Genomic DNA, 20,018 nt, shown 5'->3' on the forward strand with positions numbered 1-20,018 from the left:
TTCATACGAAACTCCGTTGTCCGAGGGTCGTTTCGAGATAGGCCGATACCGCATCCGCGTCGTCGGCGAGCACGGCGATGTAGCCGTCGGGCCGGACCAGCGTCAGCCCAACACCGTCGGAAACGTGGCGTACGTCGACCAGCGCGGAGTAGTCGGCCAACCGGGGCGGTACGGTGCCGTGTACCAGCAGCGTGAACTTCGTTGGGTGCAGCAGCCCGATGTCGGGGAACCGGTCGCCGACGGCGATGCGGTCGTCGTTGCTGCCGCCGCTGCCGTCGCGGTAGGACACGTCGAGCTGGGTCAGTGCGCGACGCAACACACGCTGCAGGGCCGGGCGCGGGGTGATGTGCGGGGCGATGTGGCGTCGCGCAGCCGTAGCAATTGGATTGCGCAACAATGTCATCCGTGTCGCTCGCCGCGTACCCTTGACCAACCGCCGCGCGACCGGAGAGCGTTCGTCGGCGTAGGAATCCAGCAGCCGGCGGTGGGCATGGCCGTTGACGACCGCGGCGAGCTTCCAACCCAGGTTGAACGCGTCTTGTATGCCGGTGTTCATGCCCTGGCCGCCGACCACGGAATGCACATGTGCTGCGTCGCCGGCGAGGAAGACCCGGCCCACCGAATGGCGGGCGACCTTGCGCTGGTTGATTTGGAAGCGACCCGCGTAGTGGATTTCTGCGATGCGCGCGCCCGGAGGTGCGCCGCGGTCGACGGCGGCTTGGAGTTCGTCGTAGGTCACGTCGCCGGTCGGGGTCTCGCCGGGGCGGTAGGCGATGGTGAGCCGGTGCAGTCCACCGGGCATCGGGAAGTAGGCGGCGAAGTTTCCGCGGTTGAGGAACGCGTGAAACACGTCGTGCGGCAGCGCCCAGTCCATGCGGACGTCGGCCACCGCGAAGTTCTCCTCGAACGCGGCGCCGACGAACTGCACGCCGAGCTGGTGGCGCACCGTGCTGTGGGCGCCGTCGCAGCCGATCAACCACGACGTCCGCGTCGTCTCCGTGGTTCCGTCGCCGTGTCGCAGCGTCGCTTGCACCGCACTGGAATTCTGACTCAGCGCGGTGAGCTCGGTGCTGTGCTCGACGCAGACGCCGAGGCTGTCGAGGCGCTGCCGCAGCAGCGATTCGACGCGTGGCTGCTGCAGCATCAGCAGATACGGGTACGGGCTGTCCAAGCCGTCCACGTTCAGGTGCAGGAACTGTTTACCTTCGCTGAACACCTTGAAGTCAGTGACGCGCGTTCCCGCTGCCACCGCGGCGTCGGTCAAGTCGAGGCGCTCGAACAGCTCGAGGGTTCTGGGTTGCACGCCAAGGGATCTGGTCTCGGTGGTCGGGGTAGCGGCGGCGTCGATGACGCGCACCTTGACACCGCGACGGGCCAGTTCGGCCGCCATCGTCAGGCCCGTCGGGCCGGCACCGACGACGAGTACATCGGAGTTCATGAGTTCTCCTTGAAGTCTGGCGAAGTGATCGCCGCGAGTAGCAGGTCCACGTGGCTATCGACGTCGATGGGCTGCACAGCCGAGTCCTCGCTGGGAGCCACCAGCAACACGTTGATCAGCGTGTGTAAAACCAGCGGACCCAGGAACATTCGCGCCGCTGTCAAGACGTCGATGTCACCGATCAGGCCGGCGTCCTTGCCCGCAGTGAGCAGCGCGCCGGTCAGCTGAAAGGCCCGCCGCGGCACCGACTGTCGGAAGATTTCGCCGACGTGCGGCAGTCGCGGGGTCTCGGCGATCACGATGCGTACCAGTTCGATGTAGTCGCGCGTGATGAGCTGCTCACCGAGTTCGGTCGCGAGCGACCGCAGTGCGTCGCGCAGGTCGGCGATGCTGGCCGGTGCGGGGATGTCCACGTCGGCGTCGAGCTGGCCGAGCGCGATGAGGTGCTCCAGCACATCGGCGAGCACGGCGTCCTTGTTGGGGTAGCGGGAGTACAGCGTCTCCTTGGAGACCCCGGCCGCTTTGGCCAACGCCGCGGTGCTCACGCCGGCGAAGCCGTGTTTGAGGAACAACGTGTGCGCGGCCGCCCTGATCTGTTGGACCTTGATGTCGTCCTGGGCCATCCCGAACCTCCCGCGGAGCCGAACCGAACGGTACGGTTCGACGATAGCGCGGGCGGGCGCCGGCAGGCAAGGTGCGCCTCCCGCCGTTGGCGTCACCAACGGAATTTGTTGCTACGGCCGAGAATGCGCTCAGGGCTGTTGGTCCTCGTCAGCAGCCCTGGCTGCAATCTCGCCCCTAGCACTGATATCGGAACCTGCTACCAGGCCGGCGAACCCGCCCGGCCGTTGGCCGTGACACGCGGCCGTCTGTCGGACCGCCCACCTAGACTGGCGTCGTGCTCATCGGTTCGCACGTCCACGGTGACGACCCCCTGGCCGCCGCGCAGGCTGACGGCGCCGACGCGGTGCAGTTCTTCCTCGGCAACCCGCAGAGCTGGAAGAAACCCAAGCCGCGCGAGGACGCCGAGGTCCTCAAGGTGTCCAGCGTCCCGCTCTACGTCCACGCGCCGTACCTGATCAACGTCGCGTCGGCCAACAACCGGGTGCGCATCCCGTCGCGCAAGATCCTGCAGGACACCTGCGACGCGGCGTCGGAGATCAACGCGACGGCCGTCATCGTGCACGGCGGTCACGCCGACGACAAAGACTGGGAAGCCGGCTTCGAACGCTGGGTCAAGGCACTCGACTACCTCGAAACCGACGTGCCCGTCTACCTCGAGAACACCGCAGGCGGCGACCACGCGATGGCCCGCCACTTCGACACCATCGCCCGGCTGTGGGACCACATCGGCGACAAGGGCATCGGCTTCTGCCTCGACACCTGCCACGCCTGGGCCGCGGGGGAGAAGCTGATCGACGCCGTCGACCGGATCAAGGCCATCACCGGGCGCATCGACCTGGTGCACTGTAACGACTCCAGAGACGCGGCGGGATCCGGCGCCGACCGCCACGCCAACTTCGGCACCGGCAAGATCGACCCGCAACTGCTGGTCGCGGTGGTGCAGGCCGCCGGCGCCCCCGTCATCTGCGAAACCGCAGACGAAGGCCGCAAAGACGACATCGCCTTTCTGCGCGAACACGTCACGACCTGATAACCGAACCCCAGTCGAACCCGCGGTAACGGTCCGGTGAACTAGATTCAACGGAGTGTCTGCGGTTGACCAGTCGTCAATTGCGTCGCAGCGTGCCCCAGAGGCGAACCAGACGCGGGAACGCCGACTCAAATATGCGCGCTGGATCGCGGTTGCGATATGGGCTGCGGTCGTTCTATATCGCACGGTCACCGACGGTTTTGCGTTCAACCGTGAGCTGGTGCTGCTCTACATCGCCACCGGTCTGCTGGCCGCGAGCATCGGTCAGGTCCGCCGCATGTTCTATGTCATCCGCGACTGGCTGCCGTTCGCGTTGATCCTGATCGCCTACGACCTGAGCAGGGGCGCCGCGGACATGATCGGGCGACCGACGCTGTGGGAGTGGCCCGTCGACGCCGATCGTTGGCTGTTCTTCGGCACCGTACCGACCGTGTGGCTTCAGGAGCAGCTCAAACAGGGGCATCCGCCGTGGTGGGAAGTGGTTCTGAGCTGCGTCTACATGTCGTTCTTCATCCTGCCGTACGTGGTGGCCGGGGTGCTGTGGCTGCGTGACCGTGCGGAGTGGAAGGCGTTTGTTCGCCTGTTCGTCGGCCTGAACTTCGTGGGCCTGGCCATCTACGCCGTGGTGCCGGCCGCGCCGCCGTGGGCAGCAGCCCGGTGCGCTCCCGCCGACGTCGAAGGCGGACCGGCCTACGCGCGTTGCATGTTCGGCTCGGCGCGCGGCGTGCCCGACGGCGGTGTCCTCGGCGCGATGCAAACGAGCCAGGACGGGGCGAACCAGTGGATCGAGCGGATTGTCGGCCGCGGCTGGGGCAACCTGAACATGCACACCGCCAGCGCGCTGCTCGACGCGGGCCAAGCCAGCGTCAACCTGGTGGCGGCGATACCGTCCCTGCACGCGGGCATGACCGCGGCCGTCGCGGCCTTCCTGTGGCGTCGCGTGCACGGAGCGTGGCGTCCACTGCTGGTGGCCTATGTGCTGCTGATGGCCTTCACGCTGGTGTACACCGCCGAGCACTACGTCATCGACATCCTGCTCGGCTGGGCGCTGGCCGCCGCGATCATCGTCCTTCTCCACCGTTACGAGGCGTGGCGACGGGGGAGGGCGTTGCGCTCGGCGGAACGTTCGGTCGAGATGGTCCCGCTATACGGCCGACCCGCCGAGCCCGCAGTTGAACCCGAGCCTGTGGTGGATCCCGAGCCGCGCCGCCGCGACGTCGTCGCCGAACTCGACAGCCGCTGACGTGGGAACGGACGTCCTGCTCACCGTCGTCGGTGTGCTGGGCGTCGTCGTCGCGGCGCTGTCGGCCAAGATGCGTCGACTACCCATCTCCGAGCCCCTGCTGGGCCTGGCCGCCGGAGTGCTGATCGGGCCGCAGGTGCTCGACGTGGTGCGCATTCCGCTCGTCACCGAAGAGCAGTCGTTGCTGCACCAGACGAGCCGGATCCTGTTGGCGGTGTCGGTGATGGCCGTGGCGCTGCGGTATCCGATCAGCGATATCCGGCGCATGTGGCGCCCGGTGACGGTGCTGCTGTTGGTGGCGATGCCGGTGATGGCGGTCGTGACGGCCGCCTTGGGGTGGCTCGTGCTGTCGATCCCCGTCGCGCTGGCGGCCCTGCTGGGCGCCGCGCTATGTCCCACCGACCCGGTGCTGGCCTCGACGGTGGTGACCGGCGATGACGCCGAACGGGACCTTCCGGCGCGCAACCGCCAGATGCTGTCGCTGGAGTCCGGCGCCAACGACGGGTTGGCGTTGCCGCTCGTTCTGGTCGCCGTCGCTGTTGCCGGCGGAATGGGCGTCGGTGCCGCGATCCGGGAGTCACTGTGGCAGGTGTTCGGGGCGGTCGTGATCGGCGCCGCCATCGGGTGGGCCGGCGGCAAAGCGCTCAGGTGGGGCGACGAATACGGCGCGACCGACGCCGCGCCGGCGTTGTTCTTCACGGTGGTACTTGCGCTCGGGATTCTCGGGGCGGCGGGGCTCGCGCACACCGATGGCGTTCTCGCGGTCTTCGTCGGTGGTCTTGTCTTCAACGCGGTGGGCAGCGGCCGGGAACGGGCAATGGAGGTGTCGATCGACGAGGCGATTAACCGGTTCGCGGTGATGCCACTATTCGTCCTGGTCGGGATCACCCTGCCGTGGCAGGCCTGGTTCGAACTCGGTTGGCCCGCAGTGCTTTTGGCGGTAGGCGTGCTGCTGCTGCGACGCATCCCCATCCTGTTGGTGCTGCAACGTCCGTTGCGGCTGCGCGTCCGCGACGCGCTCTACCTGGGCTGGTTCGGCCCAGTGGGCGTCTCTGCGCTCTTCTATCTGACGTTGGAATCCGAACGCGCGGGCGTGAACGAAACGGTGCTGGCCGCCGGGTACCTCGTGTTGGTGATGAGCACGATCGCCTTCGGGCTGAGCGGAGCCCCCGGCCGCGCTCTCTATGTCTCGGCCGCGCGAAAGACGTAACCCTTCCCGACACATTACATGCATTGTGCAGTTGTCGAGAAAGTGTAATAGTGGTGGTATGCCAGACACGCACGTCGTCACCAACCAGGTCCCACCCCTGCAGAACTACAACCCGGCCACGTCGCCAGTACTCACCGAGGCGCTGATCCGCGAAGGCGGTGAGTGGGGCCTGGACGAGGTCTTCGAGGTTGGTGCGCTGAGCTCCTCCAGGCAGGCGCAGCGCTGGGGTGAGCTGGCCGACCGCAACCAGCCGATCCTGCACACCCACGACCGCTACGGGCACCGCGTCGACGAGGTCGAGTACGACCCCGCCTACCACGAGCTGATGACGGTGGCGATCGGGCACGGGCTGCACGCCGCGCCGTGGGCCGACGACCGCACCGGCTCACACGTCGTGCGGGCCGCCAAGACATCGGTGTGGACGCCCGAACCCGGCCACATCTGCCCGATCTCGATGACGTATGCCGTCGTGCCGGCACTGCGCCACAACCCCGAACTGGCCGCGGTCTACGAACCACTGCTGACCAGCCGGACGTACGACCCCGAGCTCAAGGTGCCGACCACCAAGGCCGGCATCACCGCGGGCATGTCGATGACCGAGAAGCAGGGCGGCTCCGACGTGCGGGTGGGCACCACCCAGGCCACCCCCAACGGCGACGGCAGCTACTCATTGCGCGGGCACAAGTGGTTCACCTCCGCGCCGATGTGCGACATCTTCCTGGTGCTCGCGCAGGCGCCCGGCGGGCTCAGTTGTTTGATGTTGCCGCGGATCCTGCCCGACGGCAGCCGCAACCGGATGCACCTGCAGCGCCTGAAGGACAAGCTCGGCAACCACGCCAACGCGTCCAGCGAGGTCGAGTACGACGGCGCGATCGCGTGGCTGGTCGGCGAGGAGGGTCGCGGCGTGAAGACCATCATCGAGATGGTCAACCTCACCCGGCTGGACTGCACCCTGGGCAGCGCGACTAGCATGCGCAACGGGTTGACCCGCGCCATCCACCACGCGCAGCACCGAAAGGCGTTCGGCGAATACCTGATCGACCAACCGCTGATGCGTAACGTGCTGGCCGACCTGGCCGTGGAGGCCGAAGCCGCAACGATTCTCGCGATGCGCATGGCCGGCGCCACCGACGCCGCGGTGCGCGGCGACGAGCGCGAGACGCTGCTGCGCCGCATCGGCCTGGCCGCCGCCAAGTACTGGGTCTGCAAGCGCGCCACCCCGCACGCCGCCGAGGCGATGGAGTGTCTGGGCGGCAACGGCTACGTCGAGGACTCCGGTATGCCGCGGCTGTACCGCGAGGCGCCGCTGATGGGCATTTGGGAAGGATCAGGCAACGTCAGCGCGCTGGATACGCTGCGCGCCATGGCAACTCGCCCGGAGTGCATCGACGTGCTGTTCGACGAACTGGCCACCACCGCAGGCAACGATCCGCGGCTGGACGCACACGTCGAAACGCTGCGGCCCGCGCTGTCTGACCTCGAGACCATCCAATACCGGGGCCGCAAGGTCGCCGAGGACATCAGCCTGGCGCTGCAGGGCTCGCTGCTGGTGCGACACGGCCACCCCGCCGTCGCCGAGGCGTTCCTGGCGACGCGTATGGGCGGTGCGTGGGGCGGCGCGTTCGGAACCCTGCCTACCGGACTGGATCTCGCGCCGATCCTCGAGCGGGCGCTGGTCAAGGGATGACCCACGCGATCAGGCCCGTCGACTTCGACAACCTGAAGACGATGACCTACGAGGTGACGGGTCGCGTCGCCCGCATCACGTTCAACCGGCCCGAGAAGGGCAACGCGATCGTCGCCGACACCCCGCTGGAATTGTCGGCGCTGGTAGAGCGCGCCGACCTCGACCCCAACGTGCACGTCATCCTGGTTTCCGGTCGGGGCGAAGGGTTTTGCGCGGGCTTCGACCTTTCGGCATACGCCGAGGGCTCCTCGTCGGCGGGTGGCGGCAGCCCCTACCGCGACACCGTGCTGTCGGGTAAGACGCAGGCGGTCAACCACCTGCCCGATCAACCGTGGGACCCGATGATCGACTACCAGATGATGAGCCGGTTCGTACGCGGCTTCTCCAGCCTGATGCACGCCGACAAGCCCACCGTGGTCAAGGTCCACGGCTACTGCGTGGCCGGCGGCACCGACATCGCGCTGCACGCCGACCAAGTGATCGCGGCGGCCGACGCCAAGATCGGTTATCCGCCGACCCGGGTGTGGGGGGTGCCTGCGGCCGGGATGTGGGCGCACCGGCTCGGCGACCAGCGCGCCAAACGGCTGCTGCTGACCGGTGATTCGATCACCGGCGCGCAGGCCGCCGAATGGGGGCTCGCGGTCGAGGCGCCCTCGGCCGAAGATCTCGACGAACGCACCGAGCGCCTGGTCGAACGGATCGCCGCCGTGCCGATCAACCAGCTCATCATGGTCAAGCTGGCGATGAACTCCGCCCTCTACCACCAGGGCACCGCCAACAGCGCCATGATCTCGACCGTGTTCGACGGCATCGCACGGCACACCCCCGAGGGGCACGCGTTCGTTGCGCAGTCGCGCGAACACGGCTTCCGTGAGGCCGTGCGCCAACGCGACGAACCGTTCGGCGATCACGGCCGGAAGGCATCGGACGTCTAACGATGCCGAAGCTTTCGCGGATGACGGCCCGCTCCGTCGTGCTGAGCGTCCTGCTCGGCGCGCATCCGGCCTGCGCCACCGCAAGTGAACTGATCGGTCTCACCGCCGATTTCGGCATCAAAGAGTCGACGATACGGGTCGCGTTGACCCGGATGGTCAGCGCGAAAGACCTGGTGCGTGCCCCGGAGGGCTACCGGTTGTCCGAGCGGCTGCTGGCCCGGCAGCGCCGCCAGGACGACGCGCTGAACCCACGACTGCGCGAGTGGAACGGCGACTGGACGACGCTGGTGATCACCAGCGTCGGCATCGACGCCCGCACCCGCGCGTGTCTGCGGACCGCACTGCAGCACAACAGGTTCGCCGAACTACGCGAAGGGGTGTGGCTGCGGCCGGACAATCTCGACATGGCTTCACCGGCCGACGTGCTGGACCGTGTGCGGGTGTTGCGGGCCCGCGACGACGACCCGGTCGCCCTCGCCGCACAGCTGTGGGACCTGTCGGGCTGGGCCGCAGTGGGCTATCAGCTGCTCGACGAAATCGACAGGGCCACAGACATTCCCGGCCGGTTCGTCGCGGCGGCCGGCATCGTGCGGCATCTGCTGACCGATCCCGTGCTGCCCGCCGAGTTGCTGCCCGAGGGCTGGCCCGGTGCGGCGCTGCGCGCGGCCTACACGAACTTCGCCGCGGAATTGAGTTCGCGGCGCGACAGTACTGGATTGTCGCTCACGCGACGTGAACAACTGATGGAGGCGACATGAGCGGTGGAGTCCGGGTCGAACGCGACGGCGCGGTGACGACGGTCATCATGAACCGGCCCGAGGCGCGCAACGCCGTCAACGGGCCAGCGGCCGCCCAGCTGCACGAGGCCTTCGACGCGTTCGACCGCGACGACTCCGCAGCCGTCGCGGTGTTGTGCGGTGACAACGGAACATTCTGTGCGGGAGCCGATCTCAAGGCGTTCGGCACCCCGGACTCCAACCCGGTGCACCGCACCGGCCCAGGTCCGATGGGCCCGAGCCGGATGGTGTTGTCCAAACCGGTGATCGCCGCGATCAGCGGGTACGCCGTCGCGGGCGGGCTCGAGCTGGCCCTGTGGTGTGACCTGCGGGTGATGGAGGACGACGCGGTGATGGGCGTGTTCTGCCGACGCTGGGGTGTGCCGCTGATCGACGGCGGCACCGTGCGGTTACCGCGCCTGATCGGCCACAGCCGCGCGATGGACCTGATCCTGACCGGCCGCGCCGTCGACGCCACCGAAGCCCTGGCGATGGGCCTGGCCAACCGCGTGGTGCCCAAAGGCGAAGCGCGGCAACGGGCCGAGGAACTCGCCGCCGAACTGGCCAAGCTGCCGCAGCAGTGCATGCGCGCCGACCGGCTCTCGATGCTGAACCAGTGGGGCATGCCCGAAGCCGAGGCGATGGACTTCGAGTTCGGCAGCATGTCGCGCGTCGCCGCGGAATCGCTGGAAGGCGCCGCGCGGTTCGCCGCAGGCGCCGGACGGCACGGGGCCGACGCGTAGAAAAGAGGCGTCAGGCCTTGTTGATCCGGTTGTCGCGGCCGGTGTCGTTGATCTTCGGGTCGCCGTCGCTGTAGGTGACGGTGTTGTTGAGCCCGACGACGCTGAGTTCCTTGTCGATCCGCTCGAACGTGATCTTGTTGTCCGCGCCGCCGATGTTGACGTTCGCGCAGGTGCCCTTGACGGTCAACGTGTTGTTCGAGCCGCCGATGTTCAGCGATTTACCGTCGGCGCAGTCGATGTCGGCCGTTGTGCCGAACGAACCGTAGTTGATCGTGTTACCGACCTCGACTTGAGCGCCCGAGGTGCCCGCGGTCGCGGTCGGCGTGTTGGTGTCGGCGCTTTCCGAACCGCAGCCGGCGAGCACGACGGCAGCCGACACGGCTGCTGCGGTGGCGAACAGGCGGATGCTCATGCGACCAGCCGATCGACGTGGTTGGTCATGCCCAGCTCTCGCCCGCGGTCCCACACGATCGGGGAGCCGTTCTTGTACAGCACGGTCTGATCCCAGCCGTACACGGTCACGTCATTGACGATGTTGTCGGCCACCACGAAGTTCGAGCTGCCCTGAACCGTCACCGCAAGGCAGGATCCCAACGCGGTGATCCGGTTGTTGGCGCCGTTGACGAACAACGTGGCGTCGTTGCAGTCGATGGTCTGCGTGACGCCCAGACCCGTCACGTGGGTGTCGCCGTGCTCCGCGGACGCCGCGGGCGCTGCCACGATCAGCGCGGGCACCGCGAGCAGGCTCGCCGTCAGTGTCCTGGCCACAACAGTCGACATCATGGTCGGTAAGCGTACGTGGCGTGCGGTGTGAACGACGGCGGTTCGCACGAGTCGCCATCGGCGTCGGCGCTGGGTAGCGTGAGATGCGATGCGTTGGCGTGTCAATCAGGTTGCTGTCGTAGCGGTCACGGCGGCGATGACCGTTGCAAGTTGCTCTTCGACCGTTAGCGGGACCGCGCAGCGGGCCCGACTTGGCGTGCCCGATTCCGACCGCAACTACGGCTACGTCAACGACCGCTGCGGTCTGCTCGCCGACGACACCGTGCAGCAGATCCTGGACGCCGATTCCGTCGTGCGCCCCTACAGCGGCGCCGTCTGCCAATACGTGTTGATGCGCGGCGGCGCCGTGATCGATGTCACGTTCTCCTGGTTCGAATCCGGCAGCCTGGACCGCGAACGGGCGCTGGCCGACCAGCGTGAGGCCGAGATCACCGACACCGTCATCGAACGGCGCCCGGCGTTCGTGTCCCGACGCGACGTCACCGGCGCGGCCTGTTCGGCGACCGCCGCCGCCGGCGCCGGGGTGCTGAGCTGGTGGGTTCAACTGCGCGACGAGGCCAGCGGCGACCCGTGCGTCGGCGCCGCAAAGCTGCTGTCGGCGACCCTGCAGTCGGAGATGTGACCATGCGTGGGGGACTGCGGGGCGTGCTGGTGGCAGCGGCGGTCCTGCTGGCCGGCTGCGGGGCGGATGACCCGCCGGCGGCGCCGACAGCCACGGCCACCGGGTCAGAAAGCGGCTTTCACAGCGTCGACTGCAACGGCATCACCGACGCCGACATCGGCCACGCCGTCGGCCCGGCGATGTTCACCAGAACCGTGGTCAGCGACGCCGGCTGCTTCTGGCAGGAGAACACGGTGTTCGGCAGCGTCGGCGCCGGCATGGGCATCTCGACGTGGTGGTACCGCGGCAGCGACATGGACACCGAGCGGTCGCTGGAACAGCGGGCCGGCCGCACCATCGAGGAACTGTCGGTCGATGACAACAAGGGCTTCAAGGCCTACGACGGCAATGCGTGCAGCATCTACGTGGCCAAGGGCGGTGACGTCATCACGTGGTCGGTCCAGACGATGAACCCGGCAGTGCTGCCCGACCTGTGCGCGGTCACCGAACAACTGGCACACCTGAGCCAAGAGCGGGTGAACTGAGTTGCACCGACCAGTGAAAACTAGAGGTGTTAGTTTGGCGCTGCCCCTTTTTCGGGGTTCCGCGTCGACCTAGGAGAACCGCATGGCAGCCGAGCCGGAGCCGCACGCTCCACCGGCCCGCCCAACGGGACGCCGACCTGCCAGGCTGAGCCGCGATTCCATCGTCAACGCCGCCCTGACGTTCCTTGACCGCGAAGGCTGGGATGCGTTGACCATCAACGCCTTAGCCCAGCAGCTCGGCACCAAGGGCCCGTCGCTCTACAACCACGTGCACAGCCTGGACGACCTGCGCCGAACCGTGCGGATGCGGGTCGTCGGCGACATCATCGAGATGCTCAACACCGCCGGACAGGGCCGCACCCGCGACGACGCGGTGATGGTGATGGCCAGCGTCTACCGCAGCTACGCCCACCACCACCCGGGCCGGTACTCGGCGTTCACCCGGATGCCGCTGGGCGGCGACGACCCCGAGTTCACCGCGGCCACCAGGGCGGCCGCCGCGCCGGTGATCGACGTGCTGGCCTCCTACGGGTTGGGCGGCGAGGATGCGTTCTATGCAGCGCTGGAGTTCTGGTCGGCGATGCACGGTTTCGTGCTGCTGGAGATGACCGGGGCGATGGACGGCATCGACACCGACGCGGTGTTCACCGACATGGTGATGCGGCTGGCTTCAGGTATGGAACGGCGCTGAGCTAGTCTGTTGACCTGCACGAAGGGGCCGTCGGACGAGTTTGTTTCGGCGCGGGCTGCCCTGGTATTGTGGACGATCGTGCCTGGCAGATAAGGCGCTTGCGGCTGGAAGTTTCCGCAGGCATGCCTGCACGCTGGGCAAATTCGCGCGTCGCCATGCCCTGAGAATTAGGCAATGCCTTGAATTGTCACGGCGGACGCGCGCGACACACCCGGTCGCGGGGTACGTGAGCGGGGCATAACAGCAGTACACAGACTTAACAACAGCAGAGAACACAGAAAGCCGGTAGATGCCAACCATTCAGCAGCTGGTCCGCAAAGGCCGCCGTGACAAGCCGAGCAAGGTGCGAGTTGCGGCCCTCAAGGGCAGCCCGCAGCGCCGTGGCGTGTGCACCCGCGTGTACACCACCACCCCGAAGAAGCCGAACTCGGCGCTTCGGAAGGTCGCGCGCGTCAAGCTGACCACGCAGGTTGAGGTCACCGCTTACATCCCGGGTGAGGGCCACAACCTGCAGGAGCACTCGATGGTGCTGGTGCGTGGTGGTCGTGTGAAGGACCTGCCGGGTGTGCGCTACAAAATCATCCGCGGTTCGCTCGACACCCAGGGTGTGAAGAACCGCAAGCAGGCACGCAGTCGCTACGGCGCCAAGAAGGAGAAGAGCTGATGCCGCGGAAGGGACCCGCGCCCAAGCGTCCGTTGGTGAACGATCCGGTCTACGGCTCACAGCTGGTCACCCAACTGGTGAACAAAGTTCTCGTCCGAGGGAAGAAATCGTTGGCCGAGCGCATTGTCTATGGTGCGCTCGAACAGGCCAGGGACAAGACCGGCACCGATCCGGTCATCACCCTCAAACGCGCTCTCGACAACGTCAAACCCGCACTCGAGGTCCGTAGCCGCCGCGTCGGCGGTGCGACCTACCAGGTGCCCGTCGAGGTGCGTCCCGACCGGTCCACCACGTTGGCCCTGCGCTGGCTGGTGAGCTTCTCGCGGCAGCGCCGGGAGAAGACCATGGTCGAGCGTCTGGCGAACGAGATCCTCGACGCCAGCAATGGCCTCGGAGCCTCCGTCAAACGGCGTGAGGACACCCACAAGATGGCCGAGGCGAACCGCGCCTTCGCGCACTACCGCTGGTGAGCGCCAAAGCTCCGCTTTGGCGCGCGAGCGCAGCGAGCACTTAAGACAACGACAGACTTCAGTCCGTTTTAGTTCCCGGAGGGAATGCATGGCACAGAAGGACGTGCTGACCGACCTGAACAAGGTCCGCAATATCGGCATCATGGCGCACATCGATGCCGGTAAGACCACGACGACCGAGCGCATCCTGTACTACACCGGCGTCAACTACAAGATCGGTGAGACGCACGACGGCGCTTCGACCACCGACTGGATGGAGCAGGAGCAGGAGCGGGGGATCACCATCACCTCCGCGGCCGTGACGTGCTTCTGGAACGACAACCAGATCAATATCATCGACACTCCCGGCCACGTCGACTTCACCGTCGAGGTGGAGCGCTCCCTGCGCGTGCTCGACGGTGCCGTCGCCGTCTTCGACGGCAAGGAAGGTGTCGAGCCGCAGTCCGAGCAGGTCTGGCGTCAGGCCGACAAATACGACGTGCCGCGCATCTGCTTCGTCAACAAGATGGACAAGATCGGTGCGGACTTCTACTTCACCGTGCAGACCATCAAGGACCGCCTCGGCGCCAAGCCGTTGGTGATCCAGCTGCCGATCGGCGCCGAGGCCGACTTCGAAGGCATCGTCGACCTGGTCGAGATGCGCGCCAAGGTCTGGCGCGGTGAGACCAAGCTCGGCGAGACCTACGAGGTCGTCGACATCCCGGCCGATCTGACCGAGAAGGCCGAGCAGTACCGCAATGAGCTGGTCGAGGCGGTCGCCGAAGCCGACGAGGAACTGCTGGAGAAGTACCTCGGTGGCGAAGAGTTGACCCTCGAGGAGATCAAGGGCGGCATCCGCAAGCTGACGGTGGCCAGCGAGGTCTACCCGGTGCTGTGCGGCAGCGCGTTCAAGAACAAGGGCGTGCAGCCGATGCTGGACGCGGTCATCGACTATCTGCCGTCGCCGCTGGACGTCGAGTCGGTGCGCGGACACGTCCCCGGCAAGGAGGACGAAGAGATCCTCCGCAAGCCCTCGGTGGACGAGCCGTTCTCGGCGCTGGCGTTCAAGATCGCCGTGCACCCGTTCTTCGGCAAGCTGACCTACGTGCGGGTGTACTCCGGCACGGTGGAGTCCGGCTCGCAGGTGATCAACGCGACCAAGGGCAAGAAGGAGCGGCTGGGCAAGCTGTTCCAGATGCACGCCAACAAGGAGAACCCGGTTGACCGGGCCTCGGCTGGGCATATCTACGCGGTGATCGGGCTGAAGGACACCACCACCGGTGACACCCTGAGCGACGCGAACCAGCAGGTGGTGCTGGAGTCGATGACGTTCCCGGATCCGGTGATCGAGGTGGCGATCGAGCCCAAGACCAAGAGCGACCAGGAGAAGCTCGGCACGGCGATCCAGAAGCTCGCCGAAGAGGATCCGACGTTCAAGGTGCACCTGGATCAGGAGACCGGCCAGACCGTCATCGGCGGCATGGGCGAGCTGCACCTCGACATCCTGGTCGACCGGATGAAGCGGGAATTCAAGGTCGAGGCCAACGTCGGCAAGCCGCAGGTGGCCTACCGCGAGACCATCAAGCGCAAGGTCGAAAGCGTCGAGTTCACCCACAAGAAGCAGACGGGTGGCTCCGGTCAGTTCGCGAAGGTCATCATCACGATCGAGCCGTTCACCGGCGAGGACGGGGCGACCTACGAGTTCGAGAACAAGGTCACCGGCGGCCGGATCCCGCGGGAGTACATCCCGTCGGTGGACGCCGGCGCCCAGGACGCCATGCAGTACGGCGTGCTGGCCGGCTACCCGCTGGTGAACTTGAAGCTCACCCTGCTCGACGGCGCCTACCACGAGGTGGACTCGTCGGAGATGGCGTTCAAAGTTGCAGGTTCACAGGCGCTGAAGAAGGCGGCGCAGGCTGCTCAGCCGGTGATCCTCGAGCCGATCATGGCGGTCGAAGTGACCACACCCGAGGACTATATGGGTGAAGTGATCGGTGACCTGAACTCCCGCCGTGGTCAGATCCAGGCCATGGAGGAGCGGAGCGGTGCTCGTGTCGTAAAGGCGCATGTTCCGCTGTCGGAGATGTTCGGCTATGTCGGCGACCTTCGGTCGAAGACCCAGGGCCGGGCGAACTACTCCATGGTGTTCGACTCGTATGCCGAGGTTCCGGCCAACGTGTCGAAGGAGATCATCGCGAAGGCGACGGGTCAGTGAGAATCTGCGGCGGCCGGAGGCCCGGCCAAGGTGGGAGCTCGGAGCTGGGCCGGAGCCGAGCCATGAATGGCGCGAAGGCGACGGGTCAGTAGATTCTGACCCGCCGGTTTGGCGGGACCGCACAACTGTAAAGATCAACACTGCTTACCAAGCACCAACACAGTCCAGGAGGACACCACAGTGGCGAAGGCGAAGTTCGAGCGGACGAAGCCGCACGTCAACATCGGGACCATCGGTCACGTTGACCACGGCAAAACCACGCTGACCGCAGCAATCACCAAGGTTCTGCACGACAAGTTCCCCGAGTTGAACGAGTCGCGCGCATTCGACCAGATCGACAATGCGCCCGAGGAGCGTCAGCGCGGCATCACGATCAACATCTCCCACGTGGAGTATCAGACCGACAAGCGGCACTACGCCCACGTCGACGCCCCTGGCCACGCCGACTACATCAAGAACATGATCACCGGTGCGGCCCAGATGGACGGTGCGATCCTGGTGGTCGCGGCTACCGACGGTCCGATGCCCCAGACCCGCGAGCACGTGCTGCTGGCCCGTCAGGTCGGCGTGCCCTACATCCTGGTCGCGCTGAACAAGTCGGACGCGGTCGACGACGAGGAGCTCATCGAGCTCGTCGAGATGGAGGTCCGCGAGCTGCTGGCCGCCCAGGACTTCGACGAGGACGCCCCGGTGGTTCGGGTGTCGGCGCTCAAGGCGCTCGAGGGCGACGAGAAGTGGGTCGAGTCGATCGTCGAGCTGATGCAGGCCGTCGACGAGAAGATTCCGGACCCGGTCCGCGAGACCGACAAGCCGTTCCTGATGCCCGTCGAGGACGTCTTCACGATCACCGGCCGCGGCACCGTGGTCACCGGTCGTGTCGAGCGCGGCGTGGTCAACGTGAACGAGGAGGTCGAGATCGTCGGCATCAAGCCGACCAGTACCAAGACCACCGTCACCGGTGTGGAGATGTTCCGCAAGCTGCTCGACCAGGGCCAGGCCGGTGACAACGTCGGTCTGCTGCTGCGCGGCATCAAGCGCGAAGACGTCGAGCGCGGTCAGGTCGTCATCAAGCCCGGCACCACCACCCCGCACACCGAGTTCGAGGGTCAGGTCTACATCCTGGCCAAGGACGAGGGCGGCCGGCACACGCCGTTCTTCAACAACTACCGTCCGCAGTTCTACTTCCGCACCACCGACGTGACCGGTGTGGTGACGCTGCCGGAGGGCACCGAGATGGTGATGCCCGGTGACAACACCGACATCTCGGTGAAGCTGATCCAGCCCATCGCCATGGAGGAGGGCCTGCGGTTCGCGATCCGCGAGGGTGGCCGCACCGTCGGCGCCGGCCGGGTCACCAAGATCGTCAAGTAGTTCTCTGCGCAAAACGGCGCTCACCTTCGGGTGGGCGCCGTTTTCGCAGTTGTGGTTCGCGAGGCGTACAAGAGGGCTGTGCTCCCCTCGACGACCACGACCCTGGTGTGCGTTTCGCGAGGCGTACAGGCGTAACGACCGCGGCCGCCGAACCGATTAACCACCCGAATGTCCCGTTCGGGGGATGGAAGGGTTGGGGTTTGTTGTTCCGCAGTATCACCACGCTCGCCAGTGCAGCCGTCGTTGCCGGCGCCGCTCTCGTCGGCGCGTCCGTCGCCCAGGCCCAGCCAGCGTCGTGCCCCGACGTGCACTGGTTCGGCGCGGCGGGTTCCGGACAGCGCGACGGCCACCTGACCACCAACGCCGGCATGGGCGACGACGTCTACCAGTCCTACCTGGACCTGCAACGGTTGCTGCAGCGCGACGGGCGCACGATGACGGCCGAGGCCGTCGAATACCCCGCAGTGCCCGTACCCGACGAGGGCGGCGTCGGCGACTGGATGGACTTCATGGACAGCGTCGACGTCGGCGCCGAAGCGCTCGCCGCCCAGTACGCCGCCTTCACCCAGCGTTGCCCCACGACAAAGGTGGTGCTCGCCGGCTACTCCCAGGGCGCGATGGTGGTGCACCGCAACCTGCACACCCTCGGCACGCAGCCGAACATGGCGGCGGCGTTGCTGATCGCCGACGGCGACCGCCGCCCTGCCGACCCGACCCTCAACATCGGCTCGGTCACCTCGGTCCCCGGCGCCGGAATGGGCGTCGCGCAGGACTGGCCCATCCTGGCCAGCGCTCCGGGACCGCTGCCGCCCGCCGTCGGCAGCCGCACGATCAGCGTGTGCGAACTCGGCGATGCGGTCTGCGACTTCGACCCCGACGCCGAGGAAGTGTCGACGGCCGCCACGCTCATCCACACCAGCTACACCACCTCCGCAGGCGGATACCGGTGGACACAGCCGCTGTACAACCTCCTCGGACCGGCCCCCAGCGCACCGGAGGCACCGTCGGTCACGCCGTTGGGCGCGACGACGCCGGCTTCGTAGCGGTCAAAGCGATCGACGATACGGCTCACATCCGCCGGATCGGCGGTTATCTTGGCACCCGAGACAGCGCGACGACGGGAGCTCGGCCATGTCCACATTCTGGCGTTATCTCCGTATCCAAGCGTTCGTGCTGCTGTGCGGCATTGTCGGGCCGATCTTTCTGGTCGTCTACTTCGCGATGGGTGCCGACCCGATGCTGCAGTGGCTGTTCTGGACCGGCCTGCTGATCACCGCAGCTGACGTGTTGATCGCGTTGGGCATCACCGCGGCGGGGGTGAAGTCGTCGGCCAAGACCGCCGCGCTCGAGCAGACCGGTGTGCTGGCGTTGGCCCAAGTCGTCGGCATCCAGGAAACCGGGACGCGGATCAACGAGCAGCCGCTGGTGAAGCTCGACCTGCAGATCTCCGGTCCCGGTATCGCGCCGTTCGCCAGCCAGGACCGGGTACTCGCATCGATCTCCCGGCTCCCGATGATCACGAGCCGGAAGTTGGTCGCCATCGTGGACCCGATGACCGGTGAATACCAAATCGATTGGGAGCGCAGCAGTCTAATCAGCGGAATGATGCCCGCCAACTTCACTGTCGCAGAAGACAACACGACCTACGACCTGACCGGGCGGGCCGAGCCGCTGATGGAGATCTTGCAGATCCTCAAGGCGCACAACATCAGCCTCGACAACATGATCGACCTGCGGTCTAACCCCGGTGCGCGACACCAGGTTCAAGAGGTGGTGCGGCGGGCAGCGGCTCAGCAGAAGCCGGCGCCGGCCGCTGCGGCCTCCACCCCGTTGCTGACCCCGCCGGAACCGTCGACCGCGCAACGCCTTCAGGAACTCGAGACGCTACGCGCCACCGGCGCGATCAACGATGACGAGTACACCGCCAAGCGCCGAGACATTCTCGCCGATCTGTAGGTTTCGCCCGGCGCACGCCGCGTCAAGCCATCACCCAAGTCACCGCGAAGCTGTTCGCCTAAGAGGCCGCGACACAGGTGATCGTGGCAGGTATGCCGAAGCTGCGGGCGGCCATGCACCTGGACAACGTGTCCGATCGTCCGCGACCCTGTCGACTAGAACACGTTTCAGTTCTGCTGTTAGCCTGGTCCCGTGACGGCAACGGGCGGGCCCCTCGACGGGCGAGTGGCATTCATCACGGGGGCGGCCCGCGGTCAGGGCCGGGCGCATGCGATCCGGTTGGCCGGCGACGGCGCCGACATCATCGCGATCGACATCTGCGGTCCGATCTCCGAGACCATCACCTATCCGCTGGCCACCCCGGAGGAACTGGCCGAGACGGTGCGCGCGGTGGAGGCCACCGGTCGCAAGGTGCTGGCCCGCCAGGTCGACGTGCGCGATCTGGCCGCGCTGCAGCAGGTGGTGGCCGACGCCGTCGAGCAGTTCGGTCGGCTCGACATCGTGGTGGCCAACGCCGGGGTGCTGAGCTGGGGCCGGATCTGGGAGATGTCCGAGGAGCAGTGGAACACCGTCGTCGACGTGAACCTCAACGGCACCTGGCGCACCTTGCGCGCCGCGGTGCCGGCGATGATCGAGGCGGGCAACGGCGGCTCGATCGTCGTCGTCAGCTCCTCGGCCGGGCTCAAGGCCACCCCGGGTAACGCCCACTACGCGGCGTCCAAACATGGTCTGACCGCGCTGACGAACTCACTTGCGTTGGAGGCGGGCGAATTCGGGATCCGGGTGAACTCCATCCACCCGTATTCGATCGACACGCCGATGGTGGAGAAGGACGCGATGATGGCGTTGTTCGCCAAGCACCCGAACTTCATTCACAGCTTCGCGCCGATGCCGTACCACCCGGTCAACCATCAGGGTAAGAAGGGGCTGCAGGAATTCATGACGGCCGAAGAGGTTTCGGACGTGGTGTCCTGGCTGGCCAGTGACGCGTCGGCGACGATCTCGGGCAGCCAGATCGCCGTCGACCGCGGCACCATGAAGTACTGAGTCTGCGTCG

The 20,018-nt window shown here is 66.7% G+C and carries 21 protein-coding genes; 17 read left to right on the forward strand and 4 right to left on the reverse strand.

Translation table 11 applies throughout. From position 1 onward, the window contains the following. Position 1: 1 nt before the first annotated feature. Together ABQE44_RS03760 and ABQE44_RS03765 are read right to left on the reverse strand one after the other, a co-directional pair. On the reverse strand, positions 2–1,438 hold the full coding sequence (locus tag ABQE44_RS03760; protein ID WP_448428381.1) for an FAD-dependent oxidoreductase: 1,437 nt from the start codon (positions 1,436–1,438) through the stop codon (positions 2–4). Then, positions 1,435–2,061: a TetR/AcrR family transcriptional regulator gene (locus ABQE44_RS03765; RefSeq protein WP_448428383.1), complete on the reverse strand. Its 627-nt coding sequence runs from the start codon at positions 2,059–2,061 to the stop codon at positions 1,435–1,437. Before ABQE44_RS03765 ends, ABQE44_RS03760 begins: the two co-directional genes overlap by 4 nt. A gap of 275 nt (positions 2,062–2,336) precedes the next feature. On the opposite strand from ABQE44_RS03765, the gene ABQE44_RS03770 reads away from it, so the two are divergent. From ABQE44_RS03770 to ABQE44_RS03800, 7 genes are read left to right on the forward strand one after another with little or no spacing between them, the layout of a single operon-like run. Next, on the forward strand, positions 2,337–3,092 hold the full coding sequence (locus ABQE44_RS03770; protein ID WP_448392731.1) for a deoxyribonuclease IV: 756 nt from the start codon (positions 2,337–2,339) through the stop codon (positions 3,090–3,092). Between the two features lie 55 nt (positions 3,093–3,147). Then, complete coding sequence (locus ABQE44_RS03775; protein ID WP_448428385.1) at positions 3,148–4,335, forward strand: phosphatase PAP2 family protein; 1,188 nt, start codon at positions 3,148–3,150, stop codon at positions 4,333–4,335. Position 4,336: 1 nt separating this feature from the next. Then, complete coding sequence (locus ABQE44_RS03780) at positions 4,337–5,545, forward strand: cation:proton antiporter domain-containing protein (protein WP_448428388.1); 1,209 nt, start codon at positions 4,337–4,339, stop codon at positions 5,543–5,545. Positions 5,546–5,603: 58 nt separating this feature from the next. Beyond that, on the forward strand, positions 5,604–7,232 hold the full coding sequence (locus ABQE44_RS03785; protein WP_448392734.1) for an acyl-CoA dehydrogenase family protein: 1,629 nt from the start codon (positions 5,604–5,606) through the stop codon (positions 7,230–7,232). Next, positions 7,229–8,167: a crotonase/enoyl-CoA hydratase family protein gene (locus tag ABQE44_RS03790; RefSeq protein WP_448428390.1), complete on the forward strand. Its 939-nt coding sequence runs from the start codon at positions 7,229–7,231 to the stop codon at positions 8,165–8,167. The genes ABQE44_RS03785 and ABQE44_RS03790 overlap by 4 nt, the downstream gene beginning before the upstream one ends. A 20-nt stretch (positions 8,168–8,187) precedes the next feature. After that, positions 8,188–8,925 carry a PaaX family transcriptional regulator C-terminal domain-containing protein gene (locus tag ABQE44_RS03795; protein WP_448428392.1) on the forward strand — a complete coding sequence of 246 codons (738 nt, stop codon included), beginning with the start codon at positions 8,188–8,190 and terminating at the stop codon, positions 8,923–8,925. Beyond that, positions 8,922–9,686 carry a crotonase/enoyl-CoA hydratase family protein gene (locus ABQE44_RS03800; RefSeq protein WP_448428394.1) on the forward strand — a complete coding sequence of 255 codons (765 nt, stop codon included), beginning with the start codon at positions 8,922–8,924 and terminating at the stop codon, positions 9,684–9,686. The genes ABQE44_RS03795 and ABQE44_RS03800 overlap by 4 nt, the downstream gene beginning before the upstream one ends. 10 nt (positions 9,687–9,696) lie before the next feature. On the opposite strand, the gene ABQE44_RS03805 is transcribed toward ABQE44_RS03800, so the two are convergent. Further along, positions 9,697–10,098: a DUF3060 domain-containing protein gene (locus ABQE44_RS03805; RefSeq protein ID WP_448392738.1), complete on the reverse strand. Its 402-nt coding sequence runs from the start codon at positions 10,096–10,098 to the stop codon at positions 9,697–9,699. After that, positions 10,095–10,469 (reverse strand): DUF3060 domain-containing protein, encoded by a 375-nt coding sequence (locus tag ABQE44_RS03810; RefSeq protein WP_448392739.1) that lies wholly within the window; start codon positions 10,467–10,469, stop codon positions 10,095–10,097. The genes ABQE44_RS03805 and ABQE44_RS03810 overlap by 4 nt, the downstream gene beginning before the upstream one ends. Positions 10,470–10,557: 88 nt before the next feature. Here ABQE44_RS03810 and ABQE44_RS03815 point away from each other — a divergent pair, with 88 nt between their 5' ends. The 10 genes from ABQE44_RS03815 to ABQE44_RS03860 all read left to right on the forward strand — a co-directional run bounded on the left by ABQE44_RS03815 (position 10,558) and on the right by ABQE44_RS03860 (position 20,008). Next, a complete protein-coding gene (locus ABQE44_RS03815; RefSeq protein ID WP_448392740.1) occupies positions 10,558–11,091 on the forward strand; it encodes a DUF3558 domain-containing protein in 534 nt (177 codons plus the stop codon). Between the two features lie 2 nt (positions 11,092–11,093). After that, a complete protein-coding gene (locus ABQE44_RS03820) occupies positions 11,094–11,615 on the forward strand; it encodes a DUF3558 domain-containing protein (protein WP_448392741.1) in 522 nt (173 codons plus the stop codon). 82 nt (positions 11,616–11,697) lie between these two features. Beyond that, positions 11,698–12,306 (forward strand): TetR/AcrR family transcriptional regulator, encoded by a 609-nt coding sequence (locus ABQE44_RS03825; protein ID WP_448392742.1) that lies wholly within the window; start codon positions 11,698–11,700, stop codon positions 12,304–12,306. Between the two features lie 289 nt (positions 12,307–12,595). Continuing rightward, positions 12,596–12,970 (forward strand): 30S ribosomal protein S12, encoded by a 375-nt coding sequence (gene rpsL / locus ABQE44_RS03830; RefSeq protein ID WP_448392743.1) that lies wholly within the window; start codon positions 12,596–12,598, stop codon positions 12,968–12,970. After that, positions 12,970–13,440, forward strand: coding sequence for a 30S ribosomal protein S7 (gene rpsG, locus ABQE44_RS03835; protein WP_448392744.1), 471 nt, complete (start codon positions 12,970–12,972; stop codon positions 13,438–13,440). The genes rpsL and rpsG overlap by 1 nt, the downstream gene beginning before the upstream one ends. Positions 13,441–13,528: 88 nt before the next feature. After that, positions 13,529–15,634 carry an elongation factor G gene (gene fusA, locus ABQE44_RS03840; RefSeq protein ID WP_448392745.1) on the forward strand — a complete coding sequence of 702 codons (2,106 nt, stop codon included), beginning with the start codon at positions 13,529–13,531 and terminating at the stop codon, positions 15,632–15,634. Between the two features lie 180 nt (positions 15,635–15,814). Beyond that, positions 15,815–17,005, forward strand: coding sequence for an elongation factor Tu (gene tuf / locus ABQE44_RS03845; RefSeq protein ID WP_448392746.1), 1,191 nt, complete (start codon positions 15,815–15,817; stop codon positions 17,003–17,005). A gap of 203 nt (positions 17,006–17,208) precedes the next feature. Further along, positions 17,209–18,048 carry a cutinase family protein gene (locus ABQE44_RS03850; RefSeq protein ID WP_448428777.1) on the forward strand — a complete coding sequence of 280 codons (840 nt, stop codon included), beginning with the start codon at positions 17,209–17,211 and terminating at the stop codon, positions 18,046–18,048. A gap of 88 nt (positions 18,049–18,136) precedes the next feature. After that, the gene (locus ABQE44_RS03855; protein ID WP_448392747.1) at positions 18,137–18,961 is read left to right on the forward strand and encodes an SHOCT domain-containing protein; all 825 of its coding nucleotides are present in this window, start codon (positions 18,137–18,139) and stop codon (positions 18,959–18,961) included. 192 nt (positions 18,962–19,153) lie between these two features. Next, complete coding sequence (locus ABQE44_RS03860) at positions 19,154–20,008, forward strand: mycofactocin-coupled SDR family oxidoreductase (RefSeq protein WP_448392748.1); 855 nt, start codon at positions 19,154–19,156, stop codon at positions 20,006–20,008. Positions 20,009–20,018 lie beyond the last annotated feature (10 nt).

Source organism: Mycolicibacterium sp. XJ2546 (assembly GCF_053483195.1).